This is a genomic window from Streptomyces neyagawaensis, from assembly GCF_023516595.1.
GTDB classification, from domain to species: Bacteria; Actinomycetota; Actinomycetes; order Streptomycetales; family Streptomycetaceae; genus Streptomyces; species Streptomyces neyagawaensis.
The window spans coordinates 106,083-128,540 of record NZ_JAMGBG010000005.1 but is presented as its reverse complement, the minus strand read 5'-3'; the positions used below and the strand labels follow the sequence as shown (position 1 = coordinate 128,540).

The following is a 22,458-nucleotide window of genomic DNA, read 5'->3' as shown; positions in this document are numbered from 1 at the left end:
TCCTCGGTCTCAGCGCGTCCGGATCCAGACCGTCTTCTCACGCGTCCACTGGTGGAAGGCGTCGGTCGACTTCTCCGCGCCGCCGAAGCCGGACTGCTTCCAGCCGCCGAACGGCGTGGTGATGTCGCCCTCGCTGTAGGCGTTGACGGACACCACCCCCGCCTCGACGCCGCGCGCGAGGCGGAGCGCGGTGTCGAGGTCGCGGGTCCAGACCGACGCGGCGAGCCCGTACTCGGTGGCGTTGGCCAGGCGTATCGCCTCGTCCTCGGAGGTGAACATCTGGACGGTGACGACCGGGCCGAACAGTTCCTTGGTGAGGACGTCGCTGCCCTCGGGCGGGCGGGTGATCACGGTGGGCGGGTAGTAGGCCCCGTACCGGGGCAGGCCGTGGGGCAGGCCGCCGGTGTGGACACGGGCCCCGCCCTCCCGTGCGGCGTCGACCGCCGCCGCGACCCGGGCGAACGCCGCCCGGTCGATCAGCGGTCCCACCTGGGTGTCGGGGTCCGCCGGGTGGCCGATGACCAGGCGCCGCGCGGCGGTGGTGAACCGCTCCACCACCTCGTCGGCGATGTCGCGGTGGACCAGGACACGGGACCCGGCCGTGCAGTTCTGCCCCATCGTGAGGAACGCGGACTCGATCATGTGGTCGATGAGTTCGTCGCCGTAGGAGAGGGCGTCGGCCATCAGCACCTGGGGGCTCTTGCCGCCCATCTCCAGCGACACGCGTTTGAAGTTGCTGTCGGCGGCGTCCTTGAGGATGCGCCGTCCGGTGGCGGTGGAACCGGTGAACGACAGGGCGCCCACGAGGGGGCTGCGGGCGAGGGCGGCTCCGGTGACGGAGCCATGGCCGGTGAGGACCGTGAGGACACCGTCGGGCAGACCCGCCTCGGCGGCGAGCCGGGCCAGGTGCAGGGCCGAGCGCGGGGTAGCCTCGGCGGGCTTGACCAGCAGGCAGTTGCCCGCGGCGAGGGCGGGGCCGACCTTCCAGGCGGTCATGGCGAGGGGATAGTTCCAGGGCAGGATCGCCGCCACCACCCCGATCGGTTCCCGGGTGACCAGGCCCAGGGCGTCCGGTCCGCCCGCGGAGACCCGGCCGAAGACCTTGTCGGCCGCCTCGGCGAACCAGCGGATCGACTCGACGGCGCCCGGCACATCACCGGTGAGACACTCCGTGATGGGCTTTCCCGCGTCCTCGCTGTCCAGCCGGGCGAGGATCCCGGTGTCGCGTTCCATCAGGTCGGCGAGGCGCAGCAGTACCGCGGCGCGCTCCCGGACGGGCAGCCGCGACCACACCCCGGACTCATGGACCCGCCGGGCCCGCTCGGCGGCCTCGGCGACCCCTTCGGCGCTGGTGGCGGCCACCGTGGTGATCAGCTCCCCGGTGGCCGGGTCGACGACGGTCAGCACGGCGGTGTTCTCGACGACGGTCATGCCTCCTCCACCAGTTCCCAGCGTCCGTCGACCTGCCGGGCCAGTCCGCGGCGGCGCAGTTCGTCGAGGTAGCGGGCCATGCCACGTTCGCCGCGCTGCCGGAACAGCGGGAACATCCTCGGCAGCAGGTTCGGCACCAGCATCGCGAGCCGCACCAGCCGGGACTCGCCGGGCCGGGGGTACGCCTCCAGCCGGGGCCGGTCGAGAAGGCTCACCACGGCGGCCACCACGTCGGCGGGCTGCTGCGGCACGTCCTGGAACTGGAGCGAGTTGCCGCCGTCGACCGCTTCCTGGCGGAGCATCCGGGTGTCGGTCGCCGACGGCAGGACGGACCCGGCGAGGATGCCCTTGCCGCGGAGGTCCAGGCCGATGGCGAGCATCGCGCCGCGCAACCCGAACTTCGACGCCGTGTAGATGGGGGTCTCGCCCAGGGGGAAGATCCCGCCGAGGGAGACGGTGGTGACCACGCGGGCGTCCCGCGCGGCCCGCAGCAGCGGTACGGCGATCCTGGTGGTGACGAGCGGCGACGTCAGGTTGACGGTGATCTCCCGCTCGATGCTCTCGACGCTGCGGACGTCGAAGCGTTCGGCGCTGGTCATGCCGACGTTGTTGACCAGCACGTCCAGTCGGCCGTACACGTCGGCGACCTGTTCGAAGAGGTGCTCGACCTGGGTCCGGTCCGTCAGGTCGCAGGCGAGGGCGGTGTGGCCCGTGCCGGGCAGTTCGGCGGCGACGCGTCGGGCGCGCCCCTCGTCGAGGTCGACGACGACACAGCGGGCGCCTCCGGCGGCGAAGCGGTGGCACAGGGCGCTGCCGATCCCGCCGGCGCCGCCGGTCACCAGCATGACCTTGTCGTGGAAGTCGTAGCGGCTCATGACAGCGCCTCCGAGTGTCGCGGGGACCGCACGGCCGGGGGCTGGCCCGCGGTGCGCCAGCCCATGTCGGCGGCGATCCTGGAGAGGTGCTTCACGATGGCGGTGCTGTCGACGTAGCCGGTGTGGCGGGGTGAGGCGACGAACTTGATGCCGCCGGACAGGTCGGGGCGGTCGGTGCGGATCATGCGGGCGAACCGCTCCGCGTTCGGCAGCCGGTGCCGTGTGTCGTGGATGTACCCGGCGATCAGCTGGGCCTGGGTGTCGAACAGCTGGTAGGCGCCGGAGTTGGTCTCGATGAAGCCGACGCCGAAGAGGCCCTCGTGGTCGCGGGAGAACGACGACAGATAGAGGTCGGGGTGCTGTTCGTCGCCGAAGTACTTCTGGGCGACCGGCACCTTGTGGACGTATCCGGTGGCCAGCAGGATCAGGTCGAAGTCGTCGCGGGTGCCGTCGGTGAAGTGGACGGTGCGGCCCTCGGTGCGGGCGATCCCCGGCCGGGCGGTGATGTCGCCGTGCTGGAGGTGGTGGATCAGCAGCGAGTTGATCGCGGGGTGCGTCTCGAACAGCTTGTGGTCCGGCTTCGGCAGGCCGAGGCGCGTCGGGTCGCCGTTGATGAGCCGCAGAAGGGTGCCGAAGACCCGCTGGGCCAGCCACATCGGCAGGTGGGGCCCGCCGCTCGCGATGGTGTCCACGGGCCGGCCGAAGAGATGCTTGGGGATGAACCAGTAGCCGCGGCGCATGCTGATCACCGCGTGGTCCGCGCTGCGGGCCGCGTCGCAGGCGATGTCGCAGCCGGAGTTCCCGGCGCCGACCACCAGGACCCGCTTGCCGCGCAGTTCCTCCGCACTGCGGTAGCCGACCGTGTGGCGGACCTCGCCGGTGAAGTGGCCGGGGATCTCCGGCACGTTGGGGTGCCACTGGGCGCCCGTGCAGATCACGACCTGGCCGTGCCTGGTCTGCCGGCCGTCGGTCCGGGTGACCGTCCAGGTGCCGTCGGCGTTCTTCTCGACGTGCTCGACCTCCACGCCGAACTCGATGCGCTCGGTCAGCCGGTAGGCGTCGGCGAAGGACGTCAGATACGACAGGATCTGCCGGTGCGGCGGGTAGTCCGCGAAGGTCTCCGGCATCGGGAACCCGCCGAAGCCGGAGAGGGTCCTGCTGGAGATGAAGTGGGCCGACTCGTACATCGGGCTGCCCGGGTTGTCGATGTCCCAGATGCCGCCCGGCCCGGTGTGCCGTTCGAGGTGGGTGTACGGCAGGTTCCGCTCCGACAGGGCCCTGGCGACCGCCAGCCCCGCGGGCCCCGCCCCGATCACGCATGTGTCGTACCGGCTTGTTTCCATGAACCAGTTCCCTTGTCCGGCCGTTCGCGGCCCCCTCGTCGAGGGGTTGAAGGGGAACCTACGGAGCTACGGGGCGGGAAGAACTGGTCCTCGCGGTCAAAGAGGGGGCCTCAGCGGCCAGCGGCGGGGCCGCCGGGATGCCCGGCGCGTGCCTTCTCGAACAGGACCGGGTCGTGCGCGTTGACGATGGTCAGGTCCGCGTCGCCCCGCCGGTGCAGCTCGGCCAGGCGGGCGTGGTTGGCGCGCACCTGCGGGAAGTCGTGGGCGAGCAGCGCTTCCGTGGCCCGCAGGACACGCGGCACCGGGGTGCGGCCGTCGACGAGGCCGCGGTGGAAGAAGGAGTCGCCGGCGTGCAGGATCCAGCGGTCACCGGTGTCGACGGCGACGCAGGCGTGGCCGCGGGTGTGGCCCGGCAGGGAGATCAGGACGATGCCGGGGGCGATGGTGTCGAGTTCCTTGGCGGCGGCGAAGCCGCGCCAAGCCTCGCCGTCCGGGGTGTGGTCGACGAGTTTCGGGCCGTGCGCCCACTGGACGGGCCTGTAGCGGTTCCGCTCCCGCCGGGACGGGGAGGTGATGGCCCCGCGGACCTCGGCCGCGGTGGTGTGCACCTGGGCGTCGGGGAAGTCGGACAGTCCGCCGATGTGGTCCAGGTCGAAGTGGGTGAGGACGATGTGGCGGACGTCCTCGCGGCGGAACCCGAGGGCCTCGACCTGGCGGGCCGCCGTCTCCTCCGCCTTCAGCACGGGCCTGAGCAGCCGGCGTGACCCTCCGAGACGCCGGCCCGGGTCGTCGATGTCGTGCAGTCCGAAGCCGGAGTCCACCAGGACCAGGCCGTTCGGCGCCTCGACGAGGAGGACATGGCAGACCAGCCGGGCGGTGGGCGGGAGCAGGGTTCCGCAGTTGAGGTGATGGACCCTCATGGCAGTACGACCTCCGGAGGGTCGACGTAGGGGTAACGGTGACGGGGACTGGGGGGACGGGCCCCCGGCGGATGCGGGGTGGGGTGGGGGCCCCGGCGGATGCGGGGCGGGGTGGTGCGCGGCGCCAGGACCGCGCTCCGCCCGGCGCCGCGTGTCAGGGGTGCTTCAGCGGGACGCACCACACCAGGGCGGTGCCTCCGCCCGGGGGCTCCGTGAGCTCGAATCCGCCGCCGAGCTGCTCGGCGCGTTCGGCCATGTTGCGCAGTCCGCTGCGGCGGCCCCCGGCCGGGACGCCCACGCCATTGTCGGTGACGGAGAGCCGCAGCTCGGTCCCGTCGGTGGCGAGGACGACCTCGGCGCGGTCGGCGCGGGCGTGGCGGGCGATGTTGGTGAGGGCCTCGGACAGGACGGCCACCGCGTGGTCGGCGATCTCCTTGGGCACCTCGGTGTCCAGCAGGCCCTCCATGCGCACGCTGGGGGCGAAGCCCACGACCGGCGCCGCGTCCCCGACCACCCGTACGGTGCGGGCCCGCAGGCCGGTGCCCGCCACTCCCTCGCGGGTGCGCAGGCCGAAGATCGTCGACCTGATGATCTTGATGGTCTCGTCCAGGTCGTCCACGGCCCGCGAGACACGTTCGGAGGCCTCGGTGTGCTCGATGAAACGGCCCGCGCTCTGCAGGGTCATCCCGGTGGCGAACAGCCGCTGAATGGCCAGATCGTGCAGGTCCCGGGCGATCCGGTCACGGTCCTTGAGGACCGCGACCTCCTCGGCCTCCAGCCTGCGTTCCGCGAGCTCCATCGCGATCGCCGCCTGGGCGGCGAAGCCCCGCAGGAGGTCGATCTCCTTCTCCGTGAACGCCGGCCGCCCCGCCTCCCGCACCAGGAGCAGCACACCTCGGACGCCGCTCTCGCCGGTGCCGACGGGGACGGCGACGGCCGGTCCGAGGCCGGTGAAGCCCGGTGCCCCCGCCGAGACCCGTACGTCGTGGACGACGTCCGGGCTGGTGACGGCGGTCGCCCCGGCGAATGCCTCGCCGAGGAGGCTGCCCTCCACGGGCAGGACCAGACCGTTCAAGGTCTCCGCCTCCTGGCCGAGGGCGAGTTCGACGGACAGCGAGTCCGTCTCCTCCATCGGCATCGCGACCCCTGCGAGGGCGGCGCCGGTGATCTCGCGGGCCCGGTCGGCGATCAGGCCGAGGACCTCGGTGCGGTCCCCGCCGGCCATCAGACGGTGCACGATCTCGGCGTTCGCCCGCAGCCAGCGCTCACGGAGCCGGGACTCCGCGTAGAGGCGGGCGTTGTCGATCGCGACGCCCGCCGCGACGGCCAGGGTGAGGGTGACCGAGACGTCCTCCTCGTCGAACTGGGCACCGCCGCGCTTCTCGGTCAGGTACAGGTTCCCGAAGACCTGGTCGCGGACCCGGATCGGGACGCCGAGGAAGGTGTTCATCGGCGGGTGGTGGGGCGGGAAGCCGTACGACGCCGGGTGGTCGGAGAGCTTCGCCAGGCGCAGGGGCTCGGGGTGCCGGATCAGCTCGCCCAGGATGCCGTGGCCCTCCGGGAAGGGGCCGATCCGGGCGATCTGCTCCTCGCCCACGCCGACCGTGTGGAAGGCGGACAGACGTTTGCCGTCGGGGCCGATGACCCCGAGGGCCGCGTACTCGGCGTCGACGAGCACGGCGGCGGCCTCCACGATGCTGCGCAGGGCCTGCTCAAGGTCCAGCTCCCGGCCCACCGAGAGCACCGCCTCCAGCAGGCTGTGCACGCGGTCCCGGGTGCCGCGTGCGGCGTCCAGGCGCGCCTGGAGCTCCTCCAGCAGTTCGTCCAGCCTCAGCTGTGGCAGCCGTACCCGGGCCTCCTCCGAGCGTCCCACCTGACGGTTCCTCCGGTCCCCTGTCCGACGGACCCCACCGGTCCGGCCCTGTGGCCAACGTAATGGTCGGCCGCGTGGCACGGTAGCGAATCCGGCCGACCCGGCGGGGACCGGGCGGGCAGCTCGGCCTGCGGCGAAGGGCAGCGGACGGCGCCGGGGCGGTCCCCGAGGTCGGGACCTTCGGCCCCTGCGGGACGGGTGGGGTCGGAGGGACAATGGAACGAGGAGCGGCACCGATCCCCCGCGGTGTCGCTCCGTTCCGCGTGTACGCCGCCGCGAGGGCGGCACCGGATGGGCCGACGCCGAGGCCACGTCGGCGCCGAGGGGCAGTGCTGACTGGCGTCAGGCCGCGCGGACGGAGACCTCCCGGTGCGGCAGGTCGCCGAGTACCACCTTCAGGGCTCCGGTGTCGGCGGCGCGGCCGAAGACGTCGTACGCCTCCTCCATGTGGTGCAGCGGGAACGTGTGGGTGACCAGGTCCGCGGTGGGCAGGCGCCCGGCGGCGGCCATGCGCAGCAGCGTGGGGGTGGAACTGGTGTCGACCAGGCCGGTGGTGAGGGTGACGTTCTTGATCCACAGGTCTTCGAGGTGGAGCACGGCGGGCTTGCCGTGCACGCCGACGTTGGCCACGTGGCCGCCGGGGCGCACCATGCGGGTGCACGCCTCGAAGCTCTCCGGCAGACCGACCGCCTCGATGACCACGTCGGCGCCGAGCCCGTCCGTGAGGTCGGCGACGAGCTGCTCGGGGTCCTCACGGGAGTCGGCCACGGCATCGGCGCCGAGCCGCTTGGCGGCCTCCAGCCGGGACGCCGCCGGATCCACGGCGACGATCCGCTCGGGTGCGAACAGCCGGGCCGTGGCGATCGCGGCGAGACCGATGGGGCCGGCCCCGACGACGGCGACGGTGTCCCCGGGCCGCACGTGCCCGTTGAGCACGCCCACCTCGTAGGAGGTCGGGAAGATGTCCGCGAGGAGCACGGCGTCCTCGTTGCCGACCGTGCTGGGCAGCACGTGGACGGACAGGTCGGCGAAGGGGACGCGGACGTACTCGGCCTGGGTGCCGTCGATCAGATGGCCGAGGATCCAGCCCCCGCCGCCCCTGCACTGGCCGTAGGCGCTCTCCCGGCAGAAGCGGCAGCGGCCGCAAGCGCTGATGCAGGAGACCAGCACGCGGTCGCCGGGGCGTACGGTGCGGACGTCGCTGCCGATCTCGACGATCTCGCCGACGGCCTCGTGCCCGAGGACCGTGCCGGGACGCACGTCGGGGACGTCGCCCTTGAGGATGTGCAGGTCCGTGCCGCAGATGGTCACGGCGTCGACCCGTACGACCGCGTCGGTCGGGTCCTTGAGCGCGGGGTCCGGGATGTCCTGCCAGGCCGACTGGCCGGGTCCGTGGAAGACGAAGCCTTTCATGACGCTCCTCACCGTCCTTCTGGGCGTGCCGGGGAAGGTCCCACCCATCCAGCTTGTCCGCTGGAGTCAAACCTCGCACGGGCCCGCCCGGGCCGCGGTGCGGACCCCCGGTCCCGTTCGGGCCGGCACAAGAGGGACCGAACGGCCCTACCGCCGACCCGGTCACCAGGGCTTGTCTCGTCTCATGGACGAGAACGACACCGGGTCCGCGCCGTACCGCACGCACCGCACCTCCGGCGGCGCGACCGTTGTGACACTGCGGGGCGAGATAGACGTCGTGACGGCTCCCGCGCTCGCGGCCCGTCTGGACGCCCTGACCTCCCGTCCCCACCCCGACCTGGTGCTGGACCTGCGCCCGGTCGACTTCATCGACTGCTCCGGGCTCGGCGTGCTGTGCCGGGCCCGGAATCGCGCGCGGGACCAGCACGGCCGGCTCCGCCTGGTCACCGACGACTCCGGCTTCCTGAGGCTGCTGCGCTGCACCGGCCTGACCGACGTGTTCGAGGTGGGTTCCCGGCTGCCCGGGGAGCCGGCGGGCCCGGTGCCCGCCGCGGCCCGCTGAACCGCCCGCGTACGCGACGGCCTGCGGTCCACCGGTGGAGGCGTTCCCCCGGTGGACCGCGGCCGTCAGGCGTTCCAGGTCCAGTCGGCGACCTCGGGCAGGTCGGTGCCGTGCTCGCGGATCCAGGCGTGGTGGCGGGTCCGGGCGTCGGCCATCCGCTGCCGTACGGCGGCGGCACGGACGGCCAGGCCGGGGACGCGGTCGATGACGTCCATGACCAGGCGGTAGCGGTCGAGGTCGTTGCGGACGACCATGTCGAACGGCGTGGTCGTCGTGCCGGACTCCTTGTAGCCGCGGACGTGCAGGTTCCGGTGGCCGGTGCGGCGGTAGGCGAGGCGGTGGATCAGCCACGGGTAGCCGTGGTAGGCGAAGATCACCGGCTTGTCGGTGGTGAACAGCCCGTCGTACTCGAAGTCGCTCATCCCGTGCGGGTGTTCCTCCCGCGGCAGCAGCCGGGTCATGTCGACGACGTTCACCACACGCACCGCGAGTCCGGGAAGGTGCCGGCGCAGCAGCTGCGCGGCGGCCAGCACCTCCTGCGTGGGGACGTCGCCGGCGCAGGCGAGGACGACGTCGGGTTCGCCGCCGTTCTCCGTGCCGGCCCAGTCCCAGATGCCCGCGCCGCGCGCGCAGTGGGCGCGGGCGGCGTCCATGGACAGCCAGTCGTAGCAGGGCTGCTTGCCGGCCACGACGACGTTGACGTAGTCCCGGCTGCGCAGGACGTGGTCCGCGACGGACAGCAGGGTGTTGGCGTCCGGCGGCAGATAGACCCGGACGACCTCGGGGCTCTTGTTGAGGACGTGGTCGACGAAGCCGGGGTCCTGGTGGGAGAAGCCGTTGTGGTCCTGGCGCCAGACGTGGGAGGTGAGCAGGTAGTTGAGGGAGGCGATGGGGGCCCGCCAGGGCAGCTCGCGGGAGGTCCGCAGCCACTTGATGTGCTGGTTGACCATGGAGTCGACGATGTGGACGAACGCCTCGTAGCAGGAGAACAGGCCGTGCCGGCCGGTGAGGAGGTAGCCCTCCAACCAGCCCTGGCAGGTGTGCTCGGAGAGGATCTCCAGTACCCGGCCGTGCCGGTCCAGGTGCTCGTCCACCGGCAGCATCCCGGCCTGCCATGCCTTGCCGCTGGCGTCGAAGACGGCCTGGAGCCGGTTGGAGGCCGTCTCGTCCGGGCCGACGACGCGGAAGTCCCGGCGGGCGCGGGTGTCGTTCATGACGGCTTCCAGGAGGCCGCCGAGGACGCGGGTCGGCTCGTGGAGGGTGGTGCCGGGCTTCTCCACCGGGACGGCGAAGTCGTCGAGGGAGCGGACGGGCAGGTCACGGACGAGGAGACCGCCGTTGGCGTGCGGGGTGGCGCCGAGGCGGCGGGGGCCCTCGGGGACGCAGGCGAGGACGTCGGGGACGGGCCGGCCGTCGGGGCCGAACAGGTCCTGCGGCCGGTACGAGCGGAGCCACGCCTCCAACTGCCGCAGGTGGTCCGGGTTCTCCCGTACCCCGGCGAGCGGGACCTGGTGGGCGCGCCAGGTTCCCTCGACGGGCTCCCCGTCGACCTCGGCGGGGCCGGTCCAGCCCTTCGGGGTGCGCAGGACGATCACCGGCCAGTGCACGCGCTCGGTGACGCCGTCCTCGCGGGCGGTGCGCTGCATGAGGGCGATCCGGTCGAGGGCCTCGTCGAGGGCCGCGGCCATCGCGCGGTGCACCTGCGCCGGGTCGTCGCCGGTGACATGGATCGGGACGTGCCCGTAGCCGCGCAGGAGGGTGTCCAACTCGCTCTCGGGGAGGCGGGCGAGGACGGTCGGGTTGGCGATCTTGTAGCCGTTGAGGTGGAGGATCGGCAGGACCGCGCCGTCGTGCACCGGGTCCAGGAACTTGTTCGAGTGCCAGGCGGCCGCCAGCGGCCCGGTCTCCGCCTCGCCGTCCCCGATCACACAGGCGACCAGCAGGTCCGGGTTGTCGAAGGCGGCGCCGTACGCGTGGGCCAGCGAGTAGCCGAGTTCGCCGCCCTCGTGGATGGAGCCGGGGGTCTCCGGGGCGACATGGCTCGGCACCCCGCCGGGGAAGGAGAACTGCCGGAACAGCCGCTCCATGCCTTGCGCGTCCCGCGGGACGTCGGGGTAGATCTCGCTGTAGCTGCCCTCCAGCCAGGAGTTGGCGAGCACGGACGGCCCTCCGTGGCCGGGGCCCCAGACGCACAGCGCGTCCAGTCCTCGTGCCTTGATCACACGGTTGAGGTGGGTGTGCACGAGGTTGAGGCCGGGCGAGGTGCCCCAGTGTCCGAGGAGCCGCGGTTTGATGTGCTCCGGCCGCAGCGGCTCGGTCAGCAGCGGGTTCGCCATCAGGTAGATCTGTCCGGCGGCCAGGTAGTTGGCGGCCCTCCAGTGGGCGTCCAGGGTGCGCAGCTCGTCGTCGGAAAGTACGGTGACGTTCTGGTGTTCGACCTTGGTCATGGGTGACTCCGGAACTCATCGGCGGGGGTCATAGGGCGGTGGAGGCGGCATGGCCGGCAAGAAGGCGACGAGGGTGCCGCGCGCGGCGTACGAAGAGGAACTGCTGCGTCTGCAGACGGAGTTGGCGAAGCTCCAGGAATGGGTTCGGACGACGGGCGCCCGACTGGTCGTGATCTTCGAGGGGCGGGACGCGGCCGGCAAGGGCGGCACGATCAAACGGGTCGCCGAGCATCTGAACCCGCGCATCGCCCGGATCGCCGCGCTGCCGAAGCCGACGGAGCGCGAGCGCGGCCAGTGGTACTTCCAGCGGTACATCCAGCACCTTCCGGCGGCCGGGGAGATCGTGCTGTTCGACCGGTCCTGGTACAACCGGGCCGGGGTCGAGCATGTGATGGGTTTCTGCACTGAGGAGGAGTACCAACTTTTCCTGCGACAGTGCCCCATCTTCGAGCGGATGCTGGTGGAGGACGGGATCCTGCTGCGCAAGTACTGGTTCTCGGTGAGCGACACCGAGCAGCAGGACCGGTTCCGCAAGCGGCTGGAGGATCCGCTGCGGCGCTGGAAGCTGTCGCCGATGGACCTGGAGTCGATCTCCCGCTGGGAGACGTACTCGCAGGCCAAGGACGTGATGATGGTGCACACCGACATCACCGAGGCGCGCTGGTTCGTGGTGGAGAGCGACGACAAGCGGCGGGCCCGGCTGAACATGATCGCCCACCTGCTGGCCTCCGTGCCGTACCACGACGTCCCGCCGCCGGTGCTGGAACTGCCCGAGCGTCCCGCGTCGACCGGCTACCAGCGCCCTCCGCGCGATCTGCGGACCTACGTCCCGGACCACGCGGCGAAACTCTGAACGGCGGCGCTCCGAACGCCGCCGATGCTCCTGACGGCGGCGACGCTCCGAAAGGCAGGCCACCACGGTCACCCTCACCGGAGGTGCTGGTGTGCGGGCAGGTGCTGGTGTACGGCCATGGAGGTGCTCCCTTTCGTCCGTGGCCGGGCCGCGACCCGGTGTCGCTCGACCTCGTCTCCCCCACCCTCGCCGACGGCGGCCGGTCGCGCCGGATGCCGAAGGGCCGCGACGACTGGGCCGGACGGCCCGGGCGGCGGACCCGGTGGCCCCTGGCGCGGCGCCCGGGCACGCCGGCGCGCGGAGGGTGCGCTCGTGGGGGCCGATCGGCCCTAGTGCGGGCGGCCCGGCGGCGTGATGATCGACATCATGGGCAGACCCGTGATCTGGATCTGTCCTCTTCGCCGGGGAACGAGGGCCGGTCGTTTGGATCATGCCGACTTCGGGCTACGGCATCCTGATGACCGCCGGTGAGCGGGGTTTGGTGCGTGCAACTGCAAGGCGGAGGAGGGAAGTCAACGCGATGGGGGTCCCCCCGCGCGAGGTTGCTCGAGCGTGGGGGAGTCGGCGACCGACGACAACGCCGCAGATGCGCGTGCCAAACCCCGCGGCCCAGGCGTGATCCAAACGACAGACCCTAGGGGCCACGATGTCCGAGCCACGTACTTTCACCGAGCAGAACCCGATCCGGGTGTTCCTGCTCGACGATCACGAGGTCGTCCGGCGGGGCCTCGCCGATCTGCTCGACTCCGAGCCGGACATCTCGGTGATCGGCGACGCCGGCACCGTCGAGCAGGCTCTGGTGCGGGGCCCGGCGCTGCGGCCCGACGTCGCCGTCCTCGACGTGCGGCTGCCGGACGGCGACGGCATCTCGGTCTGCCGTGAGCTGCGCAGCCGGATGCCGGGGCTGACGTGTCTGATGCTGACGTCGTTCGACGACGAGGAGGCCCTGCTCGACGCGATCATGGCCGGGGCCTCCGGGTACGTCCTCAAGCAGATCAAGGGGTCGGACCTGGTCTCCGCGGTCCGTACGGTGGCCTCCGGCCAGTCGATGCTGGACCCCGCGACCACCGCCCGGCTGATGCGGTCGCTGCGGGCCGAGCCGGCGCCGGGCCCGGTCGAGCCGTCGGAACTGGCGACGCTGTCGCCGAGGGAGCGGGACATCCTCGCGCTGATCGGCGAGGGGCTCACCAACCGGGAGATCGGCAAGAAGCTCTACCTGTCCGAGAAGACCGTCAAGAACCACATCTCCCGCCTCCTCGCCAAGCTGGGCGTCCAACGCCGCGTCCAGGCCGCCGTCCTCGCCACCCACCTGGACCGACCGGCCCCGGGCGAACACCGGCCGGGCTGAACGCACACGGGCCGCCTCTACGGGGGCGCCCGGCGCCCCCGCGCGACCCCGACCCCGACCCCGGCCGGACGGGCTGGAGAACGGGCCGACCGGCCCTACCCGTGTTCGGGTGTCGTACGGACGATGGGCTGATGGTTCAGATTGATGCGTTCCGCGTGCTCGACCGGCAGGAGTGCCTGAGACTGCTGGCCAAGGTGCCGGTCGGGCGGGTGGTCTACACCCGGCGCGCGCTGCCCGCCGTGCTGCCGGTCAACTTCGCCCTCGACGGCGACGACGCCGTGGTCCTGTGCACGTCGGCCGGCTCCGACCTGGTGCGGGCGATCGACGGTGTCGTCGTCGCGTTCGAGGGCGACGAGTTCGACCCGGTCACCCGGTCCGGCTGGAGTGTCGTCGTCACCGGCCGGGCCGACGTGGTGACCGATCCCGTCGAGCACGAGCGGCTGTCCCGCACCGGCCCCGCCTCCTGGATGCCCGCACGGCACGAGGTCTTCGTGCGGATCGCGTCCGAGATGATCACGGGCCGTGAACTCGGCACGCGCTGACCGGGCATCGGCGGCATGACAGGGCTCTTGGGAGGTCGTTCCGGGGCCGCCCGGTCCCACATCGGCCGCACCCGTGGGGCCGATGCTCCCGACTCGATGGGGCCATTGGTCCCCACGTCGCCGGTAACGGGCGAACGGCGCCGAAACGCGGTCCGTTGCCTGATACACAGAAGACCGGCGCCCTGAGGGGACACGGCGCCCGACCCCACCCCTTCCGCCCATTCCTGGGAGGCCTCATGCTGTCCGAAGAGTCCGCCGCCGTCGTCCGCGCCACCCTGCCCGCGGTCGCCGGAGCGCTCGACGAGATCACCGCCCGCTTCTACGGCGCGATGTTCCGCGACCGTCCCGAGCTGCTCGACGGGATGTTCAACCGCGGCAACCAGGCGAGCGGTGCGCAGCGCCGGGCCCTGGCCGGGTCGATCGCCGGGTTCGCGACCGCGCTGCTGGACGACCCGGACACCCGCCCGGACACGCTGCTGGACCGGATCGCGCACAAGCACGCGGCGGTCGGGGTCACCGACGACCAGTACACGATCGTCCACAAGTACCTCTTCGGCGCGATAGCCGAGGTGCTCGGTGACGCCGTCACCCCGGAGGTCGCGGCGGCCTGGGACGAGGTGTACTGGCTGATGGCGGGCGCGCTGATCGGCCGGGAGGCCCGGCTGTACCAGGACGCGGGCGTGACGCCCGGCGAGGTGTGGCGGCCGTGGACGGTCGTCGAGCGCCGTACGGAGACCCCGGACACGGTGTCGTTCCTGCTGCGCCCCGCCGGCGGGGGACCCGCGCCGCGGGCCCGGGCCGGCCAGTACGTGAGCGTCCGTGTGCGCTTGGCGGACGGTGTGCACCAGGTACGGCAGTACAGCCTCTCCTCCGACCCGGGCGACGGTCTGCGGCGGATCACCGTGAAGCGGGTCGCCGCGGCGGAGGGCACGCCGGACGGCGAGGTCTCCACCCTGCTGCACGAGCGGGTGTCCGCGGGCGACGAGCTGACCCCTGTCGGCGCCGTTCGGCGATGTCTTCCTCGACGGTCCGGCCGACGCCGGGTCCCCGGTCGTGCTGGTCTCCGCGGGCATCGGCTGCACGCCGATGACCGGCATCCTGGCGCATCTCGTCGCCGTCGGCTCGACCCGCCCGGTGCTGGTGTTGCACGCCGACCGCTCCCCCGCCGACCACGCCCTGCGCGCCGAGACCCGTGCGCTCGTCGAGCGGCTGCCGGGTGCCCGCGCCGTCTTCTGGTACGAGCACCCCGAACCGGCCGAGCCGACGGCGCCGACCCAGCCGACCCAGCCGACCGCGCAAGCCGAACAGGTCGAGCGGGCCGCCGGGGCGGACCGGGCCGACGGGTCCGACCGGGCCGGCGCGGAGTTCCGGAGCGGTCTGATGGACCTCGACGGCATCGAACTGGCCCGGGACGCCACGGTGTTCCTGTGCGGCCCGCTGCCCTTCATGCGGGCGGTGCGCGGTCAACTGCTGGCCGCGGGAGTCCCCGCCCGCGCCGTCCGCTACGAGGTGTTCGGCCCCGACCTGTGGCTGCCCGGCTCCTGACGGAGCGGCCGGCCGAGGGAGCGGCCGGGGGGCGGTGACCCGAGGAGACGGTCGGTCGACCCGCGCTCGGAGCGGCTGACCGGATCGGTCCGCTTCCGGACCCGATGCGGCCTGTCGCCGTCCCCTCCGTGCGACGGAGGCTTGGGGCATGACCCGAGCACTGATCGTCATCGATGTCCAGGAGTCCTTCCGCGCCCGCCCGCTGTGGGAGGCGATCTCCGACCCGAAGATCGCCGACAAGGTCAACCGGCTGGTCCGGCTGGCCCGCCGGGCCGGTGACCTCGTGGTGTGGGTACTGCACTCCGAGCCCGGCACCGGCGGCGTGTTCGACCCGGCCCTCGGCCACGTCCGGCTGCTGGAGGAGCTGGAGCGGCCCGAGGCCGGCGAGCCGCTCCTCCACAAGACCTCGCACAACGCCTTCACCACCACCAACCTGCAGCAACTCCTCACGGAGCGCGGAGTCCGCGCACTCACCGTCTGCGGCATCCGCACCGAGCAGTGCGTCGAGACCACCGCCCGCGTCGGCAGCGACCTCGGCTATGCGGTCACCTTCGTCGTCGACGCCACCGCCACCGATCCGATCCCGCACCGCGACGCACCCGCCGACCGGAGCGTCGCCGAGCTGCTCGCCGACCCGCGCACCCTGCTCGCCGACGAGGTGATCCGTCGCACCGAGTACGCCCTCGCGGGACGGTTCGCCACGATCGCGACGGTGGACGGGCTGGAGGCCGCGGCGGACGATCCGGCATGATGACCGGATCGTGAGCCACGTCGTGTTCTTCCTGGTGCCCGGGGTCCATCTGCTGGACCTGGCCGGCCCCGCGCAGGTCTTCTCCACCGCGGCGGACTTCGGGCACCCCTACACCCTCCGCTACGTCGCCGAGCGGCCCCAGGTCCCCACCGCTCAGGGTCTGCCCCTGGTGGCCGGGCCCGACTGGCCGGACCTCGGGCCCGAGGACCTGATCGTGGTGCCGGGCTGGCGGACCGTCACCCTCGCCGACTCCCCGGCCATCGGCGACGCCTCCCTGAAGGTCCTGCGGGACCACCATGCCCGGGGCGGCACGGTGGCCAGCGTCTGCGCCGGCGCGGAGGCACTCGGGCGGGCCGGTCTCCTCAAGGGCCGCCGCTGCACCACCCACCACGATGTGCAGGACGAGCTGGCACTGCGCCATCCCGGCGCGGTCGTGGTGCGCGACGTGCTGTTCACCGCCGACGACCGGGTGATCACCTCGGCCGGAATCGCCAGCGGCATCGATCTGGCCCTGCATCTCGTCGCGGGCCGGCACGGCCCGGCCGTCGCCGCCCGGGTCGCCCGCGACATGGTCGTCTACGCCCGACGCAACGGCCATGAGCCGCAGACGAGCGCGATGTTCCGGCACCGTTCCCACCTCGACGACACCGTGCACCGCGTCCAGGACCTCATCGACACCCGTTTCGACCGGCCGCTCCCGCTGCCCGGTCTGGCCTCGGCCGTCGGCGTCAGCGAGCGCACCCTCACCCGGATGTTCACCCGCGCCACCGGCCTCACCCCGCTGCGCTATCAGCAGACCCTGCGCCTGGAGCGCGCCGAGCATCTCATCAGCCACGGCGCCACGGTCGACGCCGCGGCGCACTCGGTCGGCTTCGAGGACGCCCGGATGCTCCGCCGCCTGCGCGCCCGCGCGAACTGACCCGGCCCCTGCCTGGAGCCTTTCAGGGGCAGAGTCCGCCGCCCCCGGGAGGCACGCCGAGCACCCGGCCGCAGGCCCTGGCGCGGGTCACGTCGAGGCCGGGTCCGGTGCCGTCAAGGCCGGGTCCGGTGCCGTCAAGGCCGGGTCCGGTGCCTAGACGCGCCGCTCGGCGACCAGGTCCGGCAGCAGTCCGCGCAGCGCCTCGCGCTGCGCGGGCCCCATGAACTCACCGAGCGCGTCGGTGACCGTCCCGGCGAGCGCGTCGGAGGCCTCCTTCAGCAGGCGACGCGCCTTCTCGGTGAGCGCGACCTGGATCCCGCGCTTGTCGCCGCACACCGAGGCACGGGTGACGAGGTCGGAGTGCTGGAGGCAGGCGATCTGGTAGGTGAGCCGGGTCTTGGGGCGGCCGAGGAGCTCCGCGATCCGGGTCATGCGCAGACCGTCGTCCGGCTGGGTGGCCAGCAGACACAGGATCAGGAACTCGTCGTGGGAGACACCGAGCCGCTCCTTCACGACGGCGCGCAGCCGCTGCTCCACCGCGCCCGTCGCGCCCAGCAGCAGCATCCAGGCGTGCAGCTCGGCCGGCAGTAGGCCGCCGCTCCCCCGCGCGGACGGGCATTCGGGCAGGTGGGCGGGGTGGTTGTCGTGGTCGGCCATGGACCCAGTGTACCTGTTGTCCATTTTTGGAAGACCGGGTTGTCCAAATTCGAATGACGGGCTAGCTTCAGTCATGCAAATTTGAACGACCCTCTGATCATGACTCCCCCTCATGACCGCTCGACAGGAGAACCCCCATGACCGTCGCCGTGGAAACCGGACTGTGGCAGCTCGACACCACCGCCTCCACCGTCGCCCTCCAGCACAGGACGATGTGGGGCCTGGTCACCGTGAAGGGAGCCTTCGGCACCGTCGGCGGCCAGGGCGAGGTGCGGCCCGACGGGTCCGCCGTGGGCGTGGTGACCGTCGACGCCGCCTCCCTGGACACCAGGAGCGCCAAGCGCGACGAGCACCTGAGGTCCGCCGACTTCTTCGACGTGGACCACCACCCGGAGATCACCTTCGCCGTCCGCAGCGCCGAACTCCGCGACGGCGACACGGTCGGCGTCGTCGGCCAACTGACCGTGCGCGGCATCAGCAGGCCGCTGTCCCTCACGGCGCGTCTGACGGAGGCGAACGCGGAAGGGGTCACCCTGGGCACCGAATTCACCGTCGACCGGGAGCAGTTCGGCATGGGCTGGAACCAGCTCGGCATGATGCGCGGCCTGGCCACGATCACGGCGACGCTGCGCTTCGTCCGGAACACCGGCTGACCACACCGGCTCCGCCAGGTGTCGGGGCGCCCAGAGGGGGGACTTGGTGGGCAGACCGGGTTCAGCGGCCTTCCCCGTGGGGGCTGACCCGGTTCAGGCTCCTCCTGTTCAGCAGTGAGCCGGGGGAGCCGACGCCCCGACATCAGCCGAGGCTGCCCTGTTCGCAGACGCGGCGGGCGATCTCGCGGAGTTTGATGTTGCTCTCCTGTGAGTAGCGGCGCAGTACGTCGAACGCCTCCTCCTCGGTGAGATGCCGACTGCCCATCAGGATGCCCATGGCCTCCCCGATGACATGGCGGGTGGCGACCGCCTGCTCCATCTGGGCGTGGGTGCGTGCGCTGGAGAAGGCGATCGCGGCGTGGGACGCCAGCAGCCAGCCGGCCAGTTCGCTCGCCTCGGTGAAGGCGCCCGGCCGACGGGAGTAGAGGTTCAACGCGCCGAAGTCCTCGTCGTCGGTCGTCGGTGAACAGCAGGAAGCCCATCATGCTGCCCACGCCGAGGGCGCGCGCCTGGGGCGCGAAGGCGGGCCAGCGCTGCTCGGTGGTGAGGTCGGCGATGCGGAAGACCCGCTCGCCCTCCGAGCTGCGGGCGGCGTAGAAGCAGGGCCCCTCCCCCAGTTGCTGTTGCAGCTCATCGCTCTCGGTGACCAGATCGTGGGTCGGCGCGAGGCTCTCCACTTTCGTGTCGTGCAGGACGAGGATGCCGGCCGCGTCGCATCCGTCGACCAGTTCGGTGGCCGACGCCGTGATCCGCTCCAGCGTCCCCTTCACCGATTCCTGCGCGAGGAGATCCCTCGCCATCGTCGCCATCTGCTGGGCGAACCGTCCCCAGTCCACGTCGTCCTCCGCTCCTCGTCGCACGGGTGGACGCCTACCCCGACTTCTGCCCGTGCGTCGAGGTGCCGTCGAGGATCACGAGACGCACCGCCTCACACCACCATGCTGCGCCTCCGCCGGGGCGCGGGCCATGCCTGCCCGACGCCGTACTCGGCCGTTCGGGGCGCTGTCAGTGGGCGGTGGCAGCATCGGACGCATGACCGACATGGGCAGCACGGCATTCGACTGGCAGTCCTTTCTGCGGGTGTGGAGCGGGGAGTGGGCGGACTCCGTGCCGGACGACGAGTTACGGGATGAGGAAGAGGCCGCCCGGGAAACCCGTTGGCTGGGATTCCCGCCGGCGTCCGAGGAGCGGATCACGGCCATGGAGGAGCGCCTCGGGCGACGGATGCCCCCGTCGTACCGCGCGTTCCTGCGGATCAGCGACGGCTGGCGGCACGCGGGAGGGTTCGTGTCTCGGCTGGCGGGCACCGAGCACGCCCGCTGGCACGCCAACGAGTCGGGGCTCGCGGAGTTCTTCGAGGAACACCTGGACGAGGATGCGGGGCCCGAGGAGCGGCGCGAGGCGGACCTGTGGCGGCGCGGACTCCAGCTCGATGTCGAGTCCGATGCCACCCGCGTCCTCCTCGACCCCGGCGACGTCGACGAGAGGGGGGAATGGGCGGTGTACACGTGGGCGAGCTGGCGCGCCGCGCCGCCCGAGCGGTTCGCGGACTTCGGCGCGTTCATGCGGGAGATGCACCGCGAGTTCCACCAGTTGCGGGCGCGCGGCGGCGACGGCGCCCCGGAGTTCGTCAACGACACGACGCGCGGGCTGGACGCCCGGATGGACGAGGCCCGGTCGACGGCGCTGCACGGCGACTGGGAACGGGCCCTGACGGTACTGGACGAGGCCAAGGCGTACGGCAGACCGCGCGCCGGCGGCCTGGGCGACCAGATACGGCGGCTGCTCGGGGAGACCTACATGGTCCACTTCGAGGACGTGGTGACGGACCCGAGGTACGCGCCCGACCTGCTGCCGCCACTGGTCGCCGAGCAGGCGGCGCACTCCTACCGGGGCGACTCCACGCTGAGGTTCTCCCTGCGGGGCGCCGACCAGGACCTGATGTCCCTCGCGTTCGCGACGCTGGACGAGGTCAGGAGCGGCGCGTACCGGTACACGGCGGGCGGACCGTTCGGGGAGGCGGTCGAGCGGGCGCGGGAGCTGGCGCGGTGGGGCGACACCGACGGGGCGTGGCGGACGCTGATCGACGCGCTCCCGCTGTGGGAGCCGCTGGGACCGGACCACCTGGCCCCGCTGGGCTGGCTGGGCGACCCGGTGCTCGGGCCGCTGCTGACCCAGGAGCGGGGCCGGGAACTGCTGTCCACTCCACGGGGCGGACAGTCCGGCGCGGTGCCGGGACCGGCGGGGGCGCTCGACCCGGGCGGTCTGGCGTGGCTCGCGGAGCCCGACCCGGGCAACAATCGCATGTCGTACCGGTTCGTGCTGGCGGAGGGGGTCGAGCCACAGGAGCTGCCCGCACGTCTCGCGGACGGTGACGGTGCCACGCTGGGTTCTCCGCAGACCCGCTGGGAGGCGCGCCGCCGAGCGCTGGTCGACCGCGGGGAGTTCCCGCCCTTCGAGGACAGGGCGCTCATGTCGGTGGGCCGGGCCGGCACCGGTTGGAGTTTCGCCTTCGACAGCGAGCCCGCCCCGTTCGACCCAGAGCGGTTCATCTCCCCGGCCGAGCCCGTCTCCGTCGCCGGCACCCGCGCGGTGGTGGTGTGGAGCGCTCTGCGGACACATCACCAGCCGTCCTTCCATCTCTCGGTGGCGCGGGACGGCACCGAGCAGTACGCGTTCACGTACGCCGAGGGAGAGATACGGCGGAGCGGTGAGATACCGCGGGCGCTGGACCCGAGCAGGTTCTTCGGCGACCGGGCGGACGACGCGGAGGCGGAACGGGCCGTGCTGGAGGCGGTGGCGGAGGAGTTCGGGGTGGCCCTGCCCCGGCACGCCCTCGTCAGGGGGCGACTGCACACCTTCACCACCCGCTCCTGGAGGCGTCCGCCCCGGGACGGAGAGGTCTACACGGTCATCCACGTGGGGTGAAGGGGACAGCGCCGAGTTCCGCCTCGGCCGCCCGGTCGGCGGCGGTGGGTGCCTGGACGGCGTGGGGCACGGTGAAGGCAGACCGCCGCGTCGCGCGGCGGCACCACAGCACCTAGTCTCGTTGTCGCCGTCCCTTGGCCCTCACCGGCCCCGGCGGGCGAGGTGCACCCGCTCGGCACCTCCCGCGCAGCAGATTCGGGTACTCCTTCCGGAGGTGGCGTCATGTCCGAATGGCGCGTACGCGCGGCCCGCGCCGGGAAGTGGCCCCTGCGTTCCTCGGGCCACGCCGGGCGCGGCGGTCCGGAGCCGGTCCCCGAGCACGCGCTGGACGCGTGGACGGAGCCGGACGACGTGCCCCGGGTGCCGCTGGAGCGCAGTCTGGTGGACGCGGCGGTCTACCGCGAGGGACGACGCGTCGACGCCCCATCGTCCCTGGCGGAGATCTACGAGCAGCTGCCCGGCGCGCCCGGGACGATGGCCTGGATAGGGCTGTACCGGCCGACCCCGGAGCAGCTGTGGCAGGCCGCCGATCAGTTCGGGCTGCACGAGCTGGCCGTGGAGGACGCGATCGTCGCCCACCAGCGGCCCAAGCTGGAGCGCTACGGGGCCACGCTGTTCGTCGTCCTGCGCTCGGCCCGCTATCTGGACGAGACGGAGGAGGTCGACTTCGGTGAGATCCATATCTTCGTCGGCCCGGAGTTCGTCCTCACCGTCCGCCACAGCCAGGCCCCGGACCTGGGTGCCGTCCGCAAACGGCTGGAGACCGACCAGGACCTGCTGGCGATGGGCCCGGAGGCGGTGCTGTACGCGATCCTGGACGCCGTCGTCGACGGATACGCGCCGGTGGTGGCGGGTCTGCAGAACGACATCGACGAGATCGAGACCGAGGTGTTCGGCGGCGACCCGAAGGTGTCCCGCCGTATCTACGAGCTGTCCCGTGAGGTCGTCGACTTCCAGCGGGCCACCCGCCCCCTGCTGACCATCATGCGCAGCCTGGAGGCCGGCTTCGCGAAGTACGGCACGAACGAGGAGCTGCAGCGGTATCTGCGGGACGTCGCCGACCACGCCACCACCGTCGCCGAACGCGTCGACGGCTTCCGGCAGGCGCTCGGCGACATCCTCACCGTCAACGCCACCCTCGTCACCCAGGCGCAGAACGAGGAGATGAAGGCTCTGGCCGAGGCGGGCCACGCGCAGAACAACGAGATCAAGAAGATCTCCAGCTGGGCGGCCATCCTGTTCGCGCCCACCCTCATCGGCACCGTCTACGGCATGAACTTCGACCACATGCCGGAGCTGCACTGGGTCCTCGGCTACCCCTTCGCGATCGTGCTGATGGCCCTGGTCTGCGTCAGCCTGTATGTCGTGTTCAAGCACCGGGACTGGTTGTGAGCCACG

The 22,458-nt window shown here is 72.2% G+C and carries 17 protein-coding genes and 2 pseudogenes; 10 read left to right on the top strand and 9 right to left on the bottom strand.

Annotation, left to right across the window (positions count from 1 at the left end):
* Window positions 1-9: 9 nt before the first annotated feature.
* The 6 genes from M8J73_RS02925 to M8J73_RS02900 all read right to left on the bottom strand — a co-directional run bounded on the left by M8J73_RS02925 (window position 10) and on the right by M8J73_RS02900 (window position 7,855).
* Window positions 10-1,431 carry an aldehyde dehydrogenase family protein gene (locus M8J73_RS02925; protein WP_055537293.1) on the bottom strand — a complete coding sequence of 474 codons (1,422 nt, stop codon included), beginning with the start codon at window positions 1,429-1,431 and terminating at the stop codon, window positions 10-12.
* Window positions 1,428-2,306, bottom strand: coding sequence for an SDR family NAD(P)-dependent oxidoreductase (locus M8J73_RS02920; RefSeq protein ID WP_055537292.1), 879 nt, complete (start codon window positions 2,304-2,306; stop codon window positions 1,428-1,430). The genes M8J73_RS02925 and M8J73_RS02920 overlap by 4 nt, the downstream gene beginning before the upstream one ends.
* Window positions 2,303-3,649, bottom strand: a complete 1,347-nt coding sequence (locus M8J73_RS02915) for a flavin-containing monooxygenase (RefSeq protein ID WP_055537291.1) — start codon at window positions 3,647-3,649, stop codon at window positions 2,303-2,305. The genes M8J73_RS02920 and M8J73_RS02915 overlap by 4 nt, the downstream gene beginning before the upstream one ends.
* A 110-nt stretch (window positions 3,650-3,759) precedes the next feature.
* Complete coding sequence (locus M8J73_RS02910) at window positions 3,760-4,569, bottom strand: MBL fold metallo-hydrolase (protein ID WP_055537290.1); 810 nt, start codon at window positions 4,567-4,569, stop codon at window positions 3,760-3,762.
* 154 nt (window positions 4,570-4,723) lie between these two features.
* The gene (locus tag M8J73_RS02905) at window positions 4,724-6,442 is read right to left on the bottom strand and encodes a sensor histidine kinase (protein ID WP_249828186.1); all 1,719 of its coding nucleotides are present in this window, start codon (window positions 6,440-6,442) and stop codon (window positions 4,724-4,726) included.
* A gap of 342 nt (window positions 6,443-6,784) precedes the next feature.
* A complete protein-coding gene (locus tag M8J73_RS02900; RefSeq protein WP_055538337.1) occupies window positions 6,785-7,855 on the bottom strand; it encodes a zinc-dependent alcohol dehydrogenase family protein in 1,071 nt (356 codons plus the stop codon).
* 184 nt (window positions 7,856-8,039) lie between these two features.
* On the opposite strand from M8J73_RS02900, the gene M8J73_RS02895 reads away from it, so the two are divergent.
* Entirely contained in the window at window positions 8,040-8,417 is a 378-nt protein-coding gene (locus tag M8J73_RS02895; RefSeq protein ID WP_055538336.1) for an STAS domain-containing protein, read from the top strand.
* Between the two features lie 65 nt (window positions 8,418-8,482).
* On the opposite strand, the gene M8J73_RS02890 is transcribed toward M8J73_RS02895, so the two are convergent.
* Window positions 8,483-10,864 carry a phosphoketolase family protein gene (locus M8J73_RS02890; protein ID WP_055538335.1) on the bottom strand — a complete coding sequence of 794 codons (2,382 nt, stop codon included), beginning with the start codon at window positions 10,862-10,864 and terminating at the stop codon, window positions 8,483-8,485.
* Between the two features lie 49 nt (window positions 10,865-10,913).
* Between M8J73_RS02890 and ppk2 the strand changes: the two genes are divergently transcribed.
* From ppk2 to M8J73_RS02860, 6 genes and pseudogenes are all read left to right on the top strand, one after another.
* Window positions 10,914-11,717, top strand: coding sequence for a polyphosphate kinase 2 (ppk2, locus tag M8J73_RS02885; protein WP_055538334.1), 804 nt, complete (start codon window positions 10,914-10,916; stop codon window positions 11,715-11,717).
* Between the two features lie 646 nt (window positions 11,718-12,363).
* Window positions 12,364-13,065 (top strand): response regulator, encoded by a 702-nt coding sequence (locus M8J73_RS02880; RefSeq protein ID WP_055538333.1) that lies wholly within the window; start codon window positions 12,364-12,366, stop codon window positions 13,063-13,065.
* Between the two features lie 131 nt (window positions 13,066-13,196).
* The gene (locus tag M8J73_RS02875; RefSeq protein ID WP_055538332.1) at window positions 13,197-13,607 is read left to right on the top strand and encodes a pyridoxamine 5'-phosphate oxidase family protein; all 411 of its coding nucleotides are present in this window, start codon (window positions 13,197-13,199) and stop codon (window positions 13,605-13,607) included.
* Between the two features lie 236 nt (window positions 13,608-13,843).
* Window positions 13,844-15,152 (top strand): annotated as a pseudogene (locus M8J73_RS02870) (globin domain-containing protein).
* Between the two features lie 148 nt (window positions 15,153-15,300).
* A complete protein-coding gene (locus tag M8J73_RS02865) occupies window positions 15,301-15,903 on the top strand; it encodes a cysteine hydrolase family protein (RefSeq protein ID WP_055538331.1) in 603 nt (200 codons plus the stop codon).
* 10 nt (window positions 15,904-15,913) lie between these two features.
* Window positions 15,914-16,822 carry a GlxA family transcriptional regulator gene (locus M8J73_RS02860; protein WP_249828185.1) on the top strand — a complete coding sequence of 303 codons (909 nt, stop codon included), beginning with the start codon at window positions 15,914-15,916 and terminating at the stop codon, window positions 16,820-16,822.
* 153 nt (window positions 16,823-16,975) lie between these two features.
* Here M8J73_RS02860 and M8J73_RS02855 read toward each other — a convergent pair whose 3' ends face one another.
* Window positions 16,976-17,479 carry a MarR family winged helix-turn-helix transcriptional regulator gene (locus M8J73_RS02855; RefSeq protein ID WP_055540777.1) on the bottom strand — a complete coding sequence of 168 codons (504 nt, stop codon included), beginning with the start codon at window positions 17,477-17,479 and terminating at the stop codon, window positions 16,976-16,978.
* A gap of 137 nt (window positions 17,480-17,616) precedes the next feature.
* Here M8J73_RS02855 and M8J73_RS02850 point away from each other — a divergent pair, with 137 nt between their 5' ends.
* Entirely contained in the window at window positions 17,617-18,132 is a 516-nt protein-coding gene (locus tag M8J73_RS02850) for a YceI family protein (protein ID WP_055540778.1), read from the top strand.
* Window positions 18,133-18,274: 142 nt separating this feature from the next.
* Here the strand turns inward: M8J73_RS02850 and M8J73_RS02845 are convergent.
* Window positions 18,275-18,941 (bottom strand): annotated as a pseudogene (locus tag M8J73_RS02845) (GAF and ANTAR domain-containing protein).
* Between the two features lie 223 nt (window positions 18,942-19,164).
* Between M8J73_RS02845 and M8J73_RS02840 the strand changes: the two are divergent.
* Complete coding sequence (locus M8J73_RS02840) at window positions 19,165-21,060, top strand: SMI1/KNR4 family protein (protein ID WP_055540779.1); 1,896 nt, start codon at window positions 19,165-19,167, stop codon at window positions 21,058-21,060.
* A 222-nt stretch (window positions 21,061-21,282) separates the two neighbouring features.
* The gene (locus tag M8J73_RS02835) at window positions 21,283-22,452 is read left to right on the top strand and encodes a magnesium and cobalt transport protein CorA (protein WP_055540780.1); all 1,170 of its coding nucleotides are present in this window, start codon (window positions 21,283-21,285) and stop codon (window positions 22,450-22,452) included.
* Window positions 22,453-22,458 lie beyond the last annotated feature (6 nt).